Origin of the sequence: Chitinophaga pendula (assembly GCF_020386615.1) — a bacterium.
Lineage (GTDB): Bacteria > Bacteroidota > Bacteroidia > Chitinophagales > Chitinophagaceae > Chitinophaga > Chitinophaga pendula.
Map to the genome: position 1 here is coordinate 2,561,252 of NZ_CP077769.1, position 14,272 is coordinate 2,575,523.

At 52.0% G+C, this 14,272-nt stretch carries 5 protein-coding genes; 3 read left to right on the forward strand and 2 right to left on the reverse strand.

Features of this window, described 5'->3' with window-relative positions; all coding sequences use genetic code 11:
* Positions 1-6 precede the first annotated feature (6 nt).
* The 3 genes from KTO58_RS09200 to KTO58_RS09210 all read left to right on the forward strand — a co-directional run bounded on the left by KTO58_RS09200 (position 7) and on the right by KTO58_RS09210 (position 13,171).
* Positions 7-10,536 (forward strand): non-ribosomal peptide synthetase, encoded by a 10,530-nt coding sequence (locus KTO58_RS09200; protein ID WP_225860160.1) that lies wholly within the window; start codon positions 7-9, stop codon positions 10,534-10,536.
* A 77-nt stretch (positions 10,537-10,613) separates the two neighbouring features.
* Positions 10,614-11,579, forward strand: coding sequence for a pyridoxal-phosphate dependent enzyme (locus KTO58_RS09205; protein ID WP_225860161.1), 966 nt, complete (start codon positions 10,614-10,616; stop codon positions 11,577-11,579).
* A 50-nt stretch (positions 11,580-11,629) separates the two neighbouring features.
* Positions 11,630-13,171, forward strand: coding sequence for a S8 family peptidase (locus KTO58_RS09210; RefSeq protein ID WP_095839642.1), 1,542 nt, complete (start codon positions 11,630-11,632; stop codon positions 13,169-13,171).
* A gap of 69 nt (positions 13,172-13,240) precedes the next feature.
* Here KTO58_RS09210 and KTO58_RS09215 read toward each other — a convergent pair whose 3' ends face one another.
* Positions 13,241-13,462, reverse strand: a complete 222-nt coding sequence (locus KTO58_RS09215; protein ID WP_157753059.1) for a hypothetical protein — start codon at positions 13,460-13,462, stop codon at positions 13,241-13,243.
* 365 nt (positions 13,463-13,827) lie between these two features.
* Complete coding sequence (locus tag KTO58_RS09220) at positions 13,828-14,271, reverse strand: carboxymuconolactone decarboxylase family protein (protein ID WP_095839641.1); 444 nt, start codon at positions 14,269-14,271, stop codon at positions 13,828-13,830.
* Between the last annotated feature and the right edge of the window lies 1 nt (position 14,272).

Here is a 14,272-nt window from a genome sequence, read left to right on the forward strand (position 1 = left end):
TGCTACATGTCTGATTATAATTTGTCACAGATCATAGGGCTGTTACACGAAGCCCATCATCAGGGTGTTACTATTTCTTACGAAGCCGATGAATTGCTGGTGGAGGCAGCGGAGGATATCGATATAGATGAAGGTTTGCTGGACCGGCTGCGGAACTATAAACCATCGTTGCTGGCCTATTTCCGGCGTCAGCAGGAGCAGGAAGCGGAAGCGACGTTATTGCCATTGTCGGCCGCCGATATAAATGACGGTCCTGTTCCGCTTTCTTTCGGGCAGGAGCGGATGTGGTTTATTGACCAGGCGGGGGGCAGTGTACAATATCATATTCCGCTGGCGTTGCGGGTGGATGGGATATTGGATATTGCTGCGCTGGAACATGCTTTCCGGCAGGTTATGGAGCGTCATGCTATTCTCCGTACGGTGATGCGGTCGGATGCGGGCGGTGTATACCAGGTGTTGCTACCTGCGGGCGGATGGCAACTGCATGTAAAGGAGGATGGTGGTATCAGCGCTACGGAGGAGCGATTAAAAGTTTATATAGCAAGTGTATTGCAGCGTCCGTTCGATCTGTCCGGTGACTATATGTTACGGGCCGAATTAATAAGGCTGTCGGCTGGTTCTTGTGTGTTGGTGATCGTTATGCATCACATTGCATCGGACGGTTGGTCAACCGGTATATTGGTGCAGGAGCTGGTGGAATGTTACAGTGCAGCTGTTGAGCGGCGGGCGGCTCAGTTGCCGGAGTTGCCGGTACAATATGGTGATTATGCTATCTGGCAGCGCAGGCAATGTGATGCCGGCCGGTTATCGCAGCAGTTGGATTACTGGCGGCAGCAGTTGGGAGGTGTGCAACCATTGTTATTGCCTACGGATCATGTGCGCCCTGCGGTACAAAGTATACGCGGTGCGGCTTATTTATTTGAGGTAGATGCTACGCTCAAGCGACAATTATATATGCTTTGTCAGCAGCAAGAGGTTACTTTATTCATGTTGTTGTTGTCTGTCTTTAAAGTGTTGTTATATCGTTACAGCGGGCAGACGGATATCTGTGTGGGTACTCCTGTTGCGGGCAGGAACCGGCGGGAATTGGAAGGCCTCATCGGATTGTTCATCAATACGCTGGCATTGCGCAGTGTGATACAGCCGGAGGAGTCGTTTGCTGATTTACTGAAGGCGGTAAAACAAACTACTATCGCCGCTTATGAGCGGCAGGAGGTACCCTTTGAGCGCGTGGTGGAAGAGATAGAGCAAAAGCGAGACCTGAGCCGGAACCCGGTATACCAGGTTGTATTTGGACTACAGAACGTACCACCGGCTCCGGAGCTTTCCCTCGGCGATGTGGTGTTGTCGCAGGAGGAGGTGGAGCATACGACCTCCAAATTTGATATCCGCCTGTCGATGGAAGAATATGAACACGGTATTTATGCGAGGATAGAGTACCGTACGGATCTTTTTGAATCGGCGACTATTGAGCGGATGGGAAGTCATTATCTGCAGTTGTTGTACGGTGTGGTATCGGATGTGGAGCAGGCGATCGGTCAGTTGCCCTTGCTGAGTAGTACGGAGCAGTTGCAGCTGGACAGTCTGCAAGATAGTGGTCAGGTGATTGGTGTATTCCGTAGTGTACCGTCACAGTTTACGGCCCGGGTTGCGCAGCATCCGGAGCAGACGGCGCTGGTGTTTGGCGGACAGCAGTATACTTATGCGCAGGTGGAAGCCTATAGCGACCGGCTGGCGATGTACCTGTACAGCCGCGGTATTGGCGCCGGTAGCCTGGTACCTATTTGTATGGAACGATCTGCGGAGATGATCGTGGCGATCCTGGCGGTGTTGAAGAGTGGCGCGGCATATGTGCCATTGGAGCCGGACTACCCGGAAAGCCGGTTGCAATATGTACTGTCGGATACGAGCGCTGCCATAGTGCTGGTAAGTCAGCGACTGGGATTCGTTACTAGTTGTGAGCAGTTGGAGGTGCTGTCCTGGTTGTCTGGTTCAGCAGCGACAGCGGCAGTAACCTTGTCATTGCCTGTTATAGATAGTGGTATGACCGCTTATGTGATCTATACTTCCGGTAGCACGGGTATGCCTAAGGGGGTGATGGTGAGTCATGGTAACCTGCATGATTACCTGGCAGGATTGGGTGAGCGATTGCCGATAGCGGATTGTAGCAGTTATGCGCTGGTATCGAGTATTGCTACTGATCTTGGTAATACGGTTTTGTATGCATCGCTTGTATTTGGTGGTGTGTTGCATTTGTTCTCCCGTGATATGATCAATGATGCGGAGCGATTGACGGCTTATTTCGATCTCCACCGTATAGACTGTGTAAAGATCGTGCCATCGCACTGGCGTGCGTTGTCTGGCGGCAGGAGGTTATTGTTGCCGGATCGTGTGTTGATCTTTGGTGGTGAGTTGTTGGATCGAGGCGTGGTGGATAGTATCCGGGATTGTGGTTATACGGGTGTGGTAGCCAACCACTATGGACCTACGGAGACGACGATCGGCAAGCTGTTGTATGTAGTACAGCCAGGTGCTGTTAGGGGCAGCTCGGTGCCTATAGGGCGACCATTTGGGAATACGCGGGTGTATGTGCTGAGTGGCAGTGGTCAACGCTGTCCGGTAGGTGTTCCCGGGGAGTTGTATATCGGCGGCGGTGGTGTGGCGTTGGGTTATCTGCACCAGGATGAGCAGACGGCGGTCCGATTTATTAGCGACCCGTTGGATGCGGGTAGCGGACTAAGATTTTATCGTACGGGTGACCGTGTTAAATATTTGCCAGGTGGTGATATTGTATTCCTTGGCCGAGTGGATGAGCAGGTGAAGATCCGGGGTTACCGGGTGGAGCCCGGTGAGGTGAGCAGTCTGATACAATCGTGTGTGGGAGTGTCTGCAGCGGTGGTGATAGCGCGGGCGGATCACAGTGGTGTTTATGGTTTACACGCCTATATCACGGTGGATGCTGATTATGAGGAGGAGGCGTTGTGGTTGCATTTGCGTAGTGGATTGCCGGAGCATTTACAGCCCGCTACGGTGACGGTATTACCTGTGATGCCACAGTTGCCGAATGGGAAGATTGACCGGCAGGCTTTACCCGACCCGGTGCAGGCACCGCGAGCGGATGCTACCGCTGATGTGTTGTGGACGCCCTTACAGGAGCAGCTACGCGATATCTGGGCGTTGTTGCTGGAAGAATCGGGTATAGGATTGGGGGATGACTTTTTCAGTATGGGCGGTCACTCATTGCTGGCTATCCGGTTGATCTCTGCGGTACGTAAGGAAGTGGGTGTTGATATGAGTATAGGAGAAGTCTTTGATCATCCGACGCTGGGCGGCATGAGTGAATTATTGTCTTCTCGTCAGCAGGTGCAGGATGGCGGACAGCAGCTGAGTGTGCAGGCCCGTCCTGCACATATCCCGTTATCGTACAGCCAGGAGCGTTTATGGTTCATTGATCAGCTGGAAGGCAGTGTGCATTATCATATACCGGTGGTGTTACAGTTGCGTGGTGTGCTGGATATTGCTGCCCTGTCGTATGCTTTACGTGGTATCGTAAACCGGCATGAGGTGTTGCGGACAGTGGTTTATATGCAGGACGGTATTCCTTTTCAGCGCGTGTTGGAAAAGGACCTATGGGAACTGTCTGTAATATCCTATGCAGGAGAGAAGGATGCCGCCGGATTATCTGATTATTTGCAGGCGCTGACGACGGCGCCATTTGACTTATCTAGGGATCACATGTTGCGTGCGCATTTGCTGGTGACAGGTGTAGACGAATACCTGTTGGTGGTGACGTTGCATCATATTGCTTCGGACGGGTGGTCTAACAGTATTACGGTGCGTGAGCTGGCTGCTTTGTATAATGCCGCGGTAGCGGGTAAGGAAGCCGTTCTGACGCCTTTGCCCTTACAATATGCAGATTATGCTATCTGGCAGCGGGCTCATTTTTCGGGTACGTTATTGGCGACGCAGCTGGACTACTGGCGGCGGCAGCTGGACCAGGCAGCTACGCTGGAGATACAGACGGATCATCCGCGGCGGCAGATAGCTAACTGGCAGGGTGACGGTGTGGGTTTTCATTTGGATAAGATGCTTTCCCAGCAGTTAACGGCGTTATCGCAAGCGCAAGGTGTTACGCTGTTTATGACGCTGCTGGCAGCCTTTAAGGTATTGTTGTACCGATATACGGGGCAGACGGATATTTGTGTGGGAACTGCTACTGCCGGCAGGACCAGACAGGAGACAGAAAACCTGATCGGATTCTTTATCAATTCACTGGCGCTCCGTAGTACGGTGCGAGGTGATAGTGCATTTGCGGAGCTGTTGCAGCAAGTAAAACAAACGACGTTGGATGCGTATGCGCACCAGGATGTTCCTTTTGAGCAAGTGGTGGATGCGGTTGTCAAGCAACGGGATACTTACCGGACGCCATTATTCCAGGTGTTGTTTGTATTACAGAATGTGCCCGGGTCGACCACTTTACAATTAGGAGATATTGTACCTGAGGAGGTTGCTCACGGAGTCAGCACTACGCAGTTTGAGTTGAGTATGACGCTGTCGGTTACGGAGGACAGCTTGTCGGGGAGTATTATTTACGCTACGGATCTTTTTGAGCGTGGGCGTATTGAGCGTATGCTGTTGCATTATGAGCAGTTATTGCGCAGTATAGTATCGGATGTGGGGCAACCGGTATCGTTGCTGCCGATGTTGGGCGCTGAGGAAGCGGCGACTTTGCTGGCGATGAGCCGTAATGAAGCTGCTTACCCGCAGGAGGTGAGTATTGTTGCGCTGCTGGAGGCACAGGCTTTCCGTACGCCGGATCATATCGCCGTGACGGATGGTGAGGCTACGATCAGTTATGCGCAGTTGCAGGCGCGGTCTAATCAGCTGGCACATTATTTACGCGGTCAAGGTGTGGGGGAGGATGTGTTGGTGCCGATCTGCCTGGGACGTAATATTGACATGGTGGTGGGGATATTGGGGATCTTAAAAGCCGGCGGCGCTTATGTGCCGGTGGACCCTGCTTATCCGGCCAGCCGTATTGCCTATATACTGGAGGATACGCAGGCCAGTGTGGTGGTCAGCAGTAATGCTTACCGTCATTTGTTGCCGGTAGAAGGGGTGGTGTGCCTGGATGCTGCAGCCGCTGTGATCGGTACTTATCCGGAGACAGTCCCTATGATACATATACCCACCTGTTCGCTGGCTTATATTATCTATACTTCTGGTTCTACGGGCCGTCCCAAAGGGGTGATGATCACGCATGAGAATGTGGTCCGGTTGTTTGAGCATGAGGGTCAGTTATATGATTTTAGGTCGACGGATGTTTGGACTTTGTTCCATTCCTTCAGTTTTGACTTTTCGGTATGGGAGCTATACGGCGCCTTATTGTACGGCGGACGTGTGGTGTTGGTATCTGGGGAGGATGCCCGTGATACGGCTGCTTTTGCGGCTTTGTTGCACCGGGAAGGGGTGACGGTATTGAACCAGACGCCGGCGGCATTTTACCTGTTGCAGGAGGAGTTGGCATCGTCCCCATTACCCTTGGCGTTGCGGTATGTGATCTTTGGCGGAGAGGCGTTGGATACGAGTAGGTTGGTATGGTGGCTGGAGCATTATCCGTTGGCGAAGTTGATCAATATGTACGGTATAACGGAGACGACGGTGCATGTCAGTTACCAGCGTATTGGGTTTGCGGAGACGCAGCAAGGCAGTCTCATCGGGCGTTCTATACCGACGCTGGACCTGTATGTGCTGGACGGAGTGCAGCAGTTGTGTCCGATAGGAGTAGCCGGGGAGTTGTGTGTGGGCGGTGCCGGATTGGCACGAGGGTATCTGCATCAGGCGGAGCTGACGGCGAGTCGATTTATTGCCGGCGCGCCATTGGCCGGTATTACGGAGCGTCTGTATCGTAGTGGTGACCTTGGATACCGTCGTAGTGACGGTCAGATCGTGTACCTGGGTCGTATAGACGAGCAGGTAAAGATCCGTGGTTACCGGATAGAGCCCGGTGAGATCTCGCGTGTGTTGCAGGAGCATGGTACTGTAAGTGCCGCTTTAGTGACGGCACCTTTGGATAGTGGAGGGGAGCGGCGTTTGGTGGGTTATGTGGTATGTGAAGGAGGAGCAGCATTTGACCAGGCGTTGTTGCTGGCTTATCTGCGGGAGCGTTTACCATCGCATATGATCCCATCGGTGTTGGTGGAGTTGGCGGCGATCCCGTTGACGGGTAATGGTAAGGTGGACCGTGCGGCGTTGCCCTTGCCGGATGAGGAGGTGCGGCAAGTTGCCTATGAGGCGCCCCGTACGGAGCTGGAGCATCAGCTGGCCGCGCTTTGGGAGGATTTGCTACCCATCAGTGCCCCTGGCATCCATGATAATTTCTTTGAGCGGGGCGGGCATTCGTTGCTTGCTATCCGTTTGGTATCAGCGATCCGGAAGAAGTTACAAAGGGATTTGCCGGTGCGGTATATTTTTGATCATCCTACTATTGCCGGTTTAGGGGCCAGGTTAATCAAAGAGGCAGGTACTGTGTCTCTGCCATTGCTTCCGCGGGAGGACAAGACGGCACCGATACCGTTGTCGTATAGCCAGGAGCGTTTATGGTTCATTGACCAGCTGGAAGGCAGTCAGCATTACCACGTACCTGTTGTACTTCGTATAACGGGGCCATTGAACAGGGGGGTGCTATCGCATAGCCTGCAGGTGATCGTTAATCGCCATGAAGTATTGCGGACTGTTATTGCGGCTACGCCATCGGGTAATTACCAGCAGGTGCTGGACAAGGATGGCTGGCAGCTGGACATTTTATCTGATCCACGATTTACGGATGCGGATTATTGCCAAGGTTATATCCGGGAGTTGGTGACGGCGCCATTTGATCTATGCCGGGATCATATGTTACGGGCGAGTTTGCTGATCTTGTCTGGCGAGGAGCATATCCTGGTGCTGACGATGCATCATATTGCTTATGACGGGTGGTCTTCGGGTGTTTTATCTAGGGAGCTAACGGAATTATATAATGCTTATATACAGCGACGACCGGCACGGTTGCCCTCTTTAGCCATACAATATGCGGACTATACGATCTGGCAGCGAGATCGTTTGTCCGGAGAGGAAGGAGTGGGATTACTAGGTTATTGGAAGGAGCAGTTAGCCGGCGTGTTGCCATTGGTGTTACAAACGGACCTGGTGCGACCGGCCGTCCCCAGTCTGCGGGGAGATACTGTTTACCTGTCGCTGGACCCATCGTTGACGGCAGCATTGCAACAGCTGTCACAATCACAAGAGGTGACACTCTTTATGACACTGCTGACGGCCTTTAAGGTGTTGTTATACCGGTATACGGCACAGGAAGATATTTGTGTGGGGACGATTGTGGCTGGCAGGACACAGCAGGAGACGGAAGATATGATCGGATTTTTTGTCAATACGCTGGCATTGAGGAGCCAGGTAGATGGCGCTGAAGGTTACAACAAATTATTACAGCAAGTAAAGCAGACCGTATTAGACGGTTATGCGCACCAGGATGCTCCCTTTGAGCAAGTGGTAGATGCCGTTGTGCAGGAAAGGGATATGAGCCGGACGCCGTTGTTTCAGGTATTATTCCTGTTGCAGCAATATGCGGCGCCGGCGACGCTGGAATTATCCGGCTTACAGTTATCCGGGGAGGACAGTGATCTGCAGGCTGCCAAGTTTGATCTGACATTGACGGTAGAGATGGTGGAAGGAGGATTGTCCTGTGGGATGTTGTATGCTACGGATCTTTTTGAGCGTGGGCGTATTGAGCGTATGCTGTTGCATTATGAGCAGTTATTGCGCAGTATAGTATCGGATGTGGAGCAACCGGTATCGTTGCTGCCGATGTTGGGCGCTGAGGAAGCGGCGACTTTGCTGGCGATGAGCCGTAATGAAGCTGCTTACCCGCAGGAGGTGAGTATTGTTGCGCTGCTGGAGGCACAGGCTTTCCGTACGCCGGATCATATCGCCGTGACGGATGGTGAGGCTACGATCAGTTATGCGCAGTTGCAGGCGCGGTCTAATCAGCTGGCGCATTATTTACGCGGTCAAGGTGTGGGGGAGGATGTGTTGGTGCCGATCTGCCTGGGACGTAATATTGACATGGTGGTGGGGATATTGGGGATCTTAAAAGCCGGCGGCGCTTATGTGCCGGTGGACCCTGCTTATCCGGCCAGCCGTATTGCCTATATACTGGAGGATACGCAGGCCAGTGTGGTGGTCAGCAGTAATGCTTACCGTCATTTGTTGCCGGTAGAAGGGGTGGTGTGCCTGGATGCTGCAGCCGCTGTGATCGGTACTTATCCGGAGACAGTCCCTATGATACATATACCCACCTGTTCGCTGGCTTATATTATCTATACTTCTGGTTCTACGGGCCGTCCCAAAGGGGTGATGATCACGCATGAGAATGTGGTCCGGTTGTTTGAGCATGAGGGTCAGTTATATGATTTTAGGTCGACGGATGTTTGGACTTTGTTCCATTCCTTCAGTTTTGACTTTTCGGTATGGGAGCTATACGGCGCCTTATTGTACGGCGGACGTGTGGTGTTGGTATCTGGGGAGGATGCCCGTGATACGGCTGCTTTTGCGGCTTTGTTGCACCGGGAAGGGGTGACGGTATTGAACCAGACGCCGGCGGCATTTTACCTGTTGCAGGAGGAGTTGGCATCGTCCCCATTACCCTTGGCGTTGCGGTATGTGATCTTTGGCGGAGAGGCGTTGGATACGAGTAGGTTGGTATGGTGGCTGGAGCATTATCCGTTGGCGAAGTTGATCAATATGTACGGTATAACAGAGACGACGGTGCATGTCAGTTACCAGCGTATTGGGTTTGCGGAGACGCAGCAAGGCAGTCTCATCGGGCGTTCTATACCGACGCTGGACCTGTATGTGCTGGACGGAGTGCAGCAGTTGTGTCCGATAGGAGTAGCCGGGGAGTTGTGTGTGGGTGGCGCCGGATTGGCACGAGGGTATCTGCATCAGGCGGAGCTGACTGCGAGTCGATTTATTGCCGGCGCGCCATTGGCCGGTATTACGGAGCGTCTGTATCGTAGTGGTGACCTTGGATACCGTCGTAGTGACGGTCAGATCGTGTACCTGGGTCGTATAGACGAGCAGGTAAAGATCCGTGGTTACCGGATAGAGCCCGGTGAGATCTCGCGTGTGTTGCAGGAGCATGGTACTGTAAGTGCCGCTTTAGTGACGGCACCCTTGGATAGTGGAGGGGAGCGGCGTTTGGTGGGTTATGTGGTATGTGAAGGAGGAGCAGCATTTGACCAGGCGTTGTTGCTGGCTTATCTGCGGGAGCGTTTACCATCGCATATGATCCCATCGGTGTTGGTGGAGTTGGCGGCGATCCCGTTGACGGGTAATGGTAAGGTGGACCGTGCGGCGTTGCCTTTGCCGGATGAGGAGGTGCGGCAAGTTGCCTATGAGGCGCCCCGTACGGAGCTGGAGCATCAGCTGGCCGCGCTTTGGGAGGATTTGCTACCCATCAGTGCCCCTGGCATCCATGATAATTTCTTTGAGCGGGGCGGCCATTCTTTTGCTGTTATCCGGCTTTCTCAGGCGATACAGCAACAGCTGCATACGCGTGTGTTGGTCCGGGACATATATATGCATCCTACGATTGCGGGGTTGAGTGCGCATATTGCCGCTGGCGGGGGAGAAGTGGTAACGGAGACGGCAGTACCTTCATTATTATCCAAACACTTATTGCCCCTTAATAAAACGGTGCATGCGGCGCCGGTGTTTATAGTTCCCGGCGGTTATGGGGTGAGTAATGGTTATGATGAGCTGGGGCGGGCCATGGAGCAACTTGCGCCGGTATATGGCATACAGATGCAAGGTGTATTTGCCGGGGAGACGCCATTGGCGGATATTCCTTCTATTGCGGCCCGGCATATTGAATGGATCCGGGGGATACAGCCGGAGGGACCTTACCGGCTTATAGGGCATTCTTTCGGCGGCTATGTGGCTTACGAGATGGTCCGGCAGCTGGAGGCGACGGGAGCGGACGTTGATCTGCTGGTGATACTGGATACTACGAGCCAGGCTTTGAGTGGTGCTACTGCTGATGAGCTGCTTACGCCAGCGCATGTTACGGCTATTATGCAATTCCTGGAGCAGTATCACATTATTGCCACACCTTATCCGGAGTGGGTGGATGCGTTGGCGGTACATTTATCGGGATTACGATTTGGGGAGGTGACGGCATTTCTGGGTGCTTATTTACGGGAGCATTGGGGGGAAGCCAGCGAGCATGCGGCGTTTGTGCTACGTGTGAATGAGCTGGACATCCGTCACGGGCTGATCCCTTACCGGCCGGAGGGGCAGGTGAAGGCGCCATTACTGGTGGTCAAGGCTGCTACCCGCAAAAAGGATGAACAGTGGCTGGGATGGGACGTGCATGCGTTTACGATAGACCAGCTGACTGTTAGCGGGGATCATCATACGATGATCCTGGAGGCGAGTGCGCGGGAGCTGGCCCGGCATTTACAAAAGCATTATAAACTTTAGGCTGTTATCTGAGCTGTTATTCAGCTGCAGCCGAGATCTGTTATTTAGTTGTTTAACCCATTATTAAACCCTATTCCATGCTACATGTTCTGCAACAGTTAGCCCCCTTTATCGGACAGACCCCTTGTATACCACTCCGTCATGCTTCTGCGCAGCTGTTTGCGAAGCTGGAGTATAACAATTTCACGGGCAGTTCCAAGGACCGGGCGGCGTATAGTATTATTTACAAAGGGATAGAGGCCGGTCTTATCAACCAGGATACGACGATTATTGCTTCCAGTTCGGGTAACCTGGCGGTGGCGGTGGCATCTATTTGCAAGTTGCTTCAATTGAAGTTTATTCCAGTGATAGATCCTAATATCAATACGGACAATGAGCGCTTGTTGACGTTGTTGTCGTACCGGGTGGTGAAGGTGCAGGAGCGGGATGAGACGGGCGGTTACCTGTTGACGCGTATAGCTACGGTGGAGCGAATGCATGCGGAGATACCCGGTTCTTTTATTGCGGATCAGTATGGTGACCCTAACAATTACAAAGGATATTATGGATTGGCGGATGAGATACTGGAGGCGTTACCACAGCCGGATCATGTATTTGTTGCGGTGAGTTCGAGCGGGGCTATTACGGGGCTTTCGAGTCGTATTAAGCCGGTGCGGCCGGAGACGAAGATCATTGGCGTGGATATAGAAGGATCGGTGATCTTCCAGTCGCAGGCGAAGTCGCGGTATATTTCCGGTATTGGCGCCAGCCGGGTGCCACCGATTATTGCCAACGCTTATATTGACGATGTGGTGATGGTATCGCATATGGAGCTGATTGCCGGGTGTAAGGCTTTATTACAGGAGCAGGCCATATTTGCCGGTGCTTCTTCGGGGGCGGTATATTATGCTGCCAAGGCTTATTTGGAGGTAACGGGAAGTAGTGGAACGGCGGTGATGATTTTCCCGGATAAGGGATATACGTATATGAGCACTATTTATAATGACGCCTGGGTGGAAGCGTTAGCGGATAAGTTAGCCGCTGCTGAGCCGGCGTCGATCTAATTCATTTTTGTAGCTGTTTTTTTCCAATTTTTCACTTTTAAATTACAGACATGAGAACCTCTCGTTTACTTTTTGCCGGTATGGTGGCATTGTCCCTGGCTGCCTGCCGGAAGGATCAACCTGTAACCCGTGCTGGTGTTCCCGGAAATGAAAACCCCGAAGCGGTGGTACCAAAATCTAAGATCAATGCATTTATCCGTGAGCGACTGATGACCACGGGTCATTTTAACTGGCAGATGGCCAGTGATGAGATGGCATGGAGTGCGTTAGTACAAGGCGATAGCATATTGTCGGTGGGTTATCAACCTGCGGGCTATAAGGATATTGCCGGCACTATTCATCAGCTGGATCTTAATGATGACAGCTGGAAGGCAGCCCGTGAAGCTGTGTTGCGGCTGATTACGGAGCAGGAGAGTGTGGAGGGTAATGGGCGTACTTCGCAATCCATTGTAAAGTATGCACGTACTACGTTGCCGATCGTGGATGTGAAGGTTACTAAGTTGTCGACGTTATCGGCGCTGCGTAAGTCAGGGATGGTGCGTTATGCGGAGCCTATTGGTTATGGTGCTTACATGGAGGAAGCTTCTACCAGTAGTCAGCGTGCTGCTTCTACGCTGCTGAACTTTGGCTGTGGCAGTAATACTCCTGAGCCAGGGCTGGTGAGTGGTAGTGACTATGTTACGATCTCTCCTGCGGCCAAACAGTCCTGGAACTATCCTTATCAGAAGATCCCGCAGGCATGGGCAAAGTCTACCGGTGCGGGTGTGAAGGTGATGATCATCGATACCGGTATCAGCCCTACGCAGTCTGCATTTGGCAGTGGTTTTAACCAAGGGCTTTCTACCGGTCGTACGATAGAGAAGCTGGTGACCTTCCAGGGCGGTACGCCGGATGATCTTTGTGGTCACGGCACGAGCATGGCCGGTGCGCTGGCAGGTCCACGCGGTACTACCGGTAATACGGCAGGTATTGCATACAACTGTAACCTGGTGATGGTACATGCTGCGGAGAACGTGGTGATCCTGTCCAAGGAGTCTATCAACGGTGTGGCTGACGCTTATGTACTCGGCGGTAATGATCCTGCTGTGAAGGTAATCAGTATGAGCCTGGGTACTATTATCGATTTCAGTCCTATCTCTGACGGTATCCGTTATGCTTACAACAAGGGCAAGCTGATGTTCTGTGCTGCTGGTACTTCCTCCAGTTTCTTCGGTAGTTTTGTAGGTGTGATATTCCCTGCTACTATGAGTGAAGTGTATGCAGTAACGGGTATGAAAGACAACCTGACTGATCGTTGCGGTAACTGTCACGTTGGGCCGCAGGTAGCGTTTACCTCTGTGATGGAAAAGACTGCCAATGGCCGTCTGGCGCTTTCCATTGCGATGACTGGCGACGAGCCATCTACGGTGGGAGGATCTTCCGTAGCTACGGCTAATACTGCAGCGATAGCAGCATTGGTGTGGAGCAAATACCCAGCTTATCCGAGAGATAGTATCGTTGCCCGTATGCGCAGAGCTTCTACGTATGCGAACAATCGTAATAACCAATTTGGTTGGGGTAATGTAGATGCTGATCTGGCAGTAGGTCAGTAGTCGGCATGTAAACTTTTAACTGCTTATAAGAAAAGAGGCTAACCAAAGATTTGGTTAGCCTCTTTTTTGTCAGTTCTGGTCTTCTTGTTTGGGACCACCTTTCCCAGGGCACTGTTCGGCGCAATAGTTCCATGAATAGACGGTGATGCAACAGTTGTAGCAGACGTTTGGTTTTGATCTCCAGTCGTCACATATTCCGGCTACTGCATTTACTCCGCCGGTGATTTTCTGCAATTCGTTTCTGGTTAACGTACGGGCTAACGACTGCAATTGTTTGAATGATGCTTTCATATGATATATGTTTTAACGTGAAAAAACAAGGATAGATCCGGGCATTTGACATGAGCATTGTGTTGCAAACGTATTTGAAATGTAATTATCTGTATAGTAAAAATTAGACAATAGGATTGTTGATTTACAATGGATTATGATTGGGTATGGGGATCAGTAGCTAAAATGGTGGGATGGGGTTATATACTTAGCCCGGGAAGTAGAACGCGATTTATTTACCCCAGCCTGGGCCCCCGGAATCGGGGCTTATGCTCAGGCAGTGTATCCGATAAAGAGTGGTTACAAATGGTGACTTATGTTACAATAACACTCATTTATTTTTCATGCTGACTGTTCAATGCGGTTCCCGGGGGACGTGGATGTATTTACTTGACCGGGTGTAGGTTGAGGCCTACGCCCAGTCTGTTCCAGGCATTCATACTGATGGCGGCGGAGATGAGGAAGGCTAATTTTTCTTCTCCGAACAGTTGGAGGGCGTTGTCGTAGACATCATCGCTGATGCCATGTTCGCCGATATGTGCGATTTCTTCGGTGAGGCGGATGATGGCCTGCTCTTCTGCGGAGAACCAGTTGACGGCTTCGTGCCAGGCGCTCAATACGTATATTTTGCGGGGTTCTTCTCCTAGTTTGATGGCATCGGAGATGTGTTTGTCGAGGCAGTATGCGCAGCCATTGATCTGGGAGGTACGGATCTTTATGAGTTCGAGGTAGAGCGGTGGAATACCTGCGGCTTTTATTTGTTGGTCGATCTGTGTGAGGTGTTTATATAGATCGGGGAAGATGTTGTGCATGTTAAGTCTCTTTTTCATC

Bases quoted from the DNA above. Each gene is read 5' to 3' on its own strand.
- KTO58_RS09210 (WP_095839642.1), top strand. From the start codon at position 11,630: ATGAGAACCTCTCGTTTACTTTTTGCCGGTATGGTGGCATTGTCCCTG.
- KTO58_RS09215 (WP_157753059.1), bottom strand. From the start codon at position 13,462: ATGAAAGCATCATTCAAACAATTGCAGTCGTTAGCCCGTACGTTAACC.
- KTO58_RS09205 (WP_225860161.1), top strand. From the start codon at position 10,614: ATGCTACATGTTCTGCAACAGTTAGCCCCCTTTATCGGACAGACCCCT.
- KTO58_RS09220 (WP_095839641.1), bottom strand. From the start codon at position 14,271: ATGAAAAAGAGACTTAACATGCACAACATCTTCCCCGATCTATATAAA.
- KTO58_RS09200 (WP_225860160.1), top strand. From the start codon at position 7: ATGTCTGATTATAATTTGTCACAGATCATAGGGCTGTTACACGAAGCC.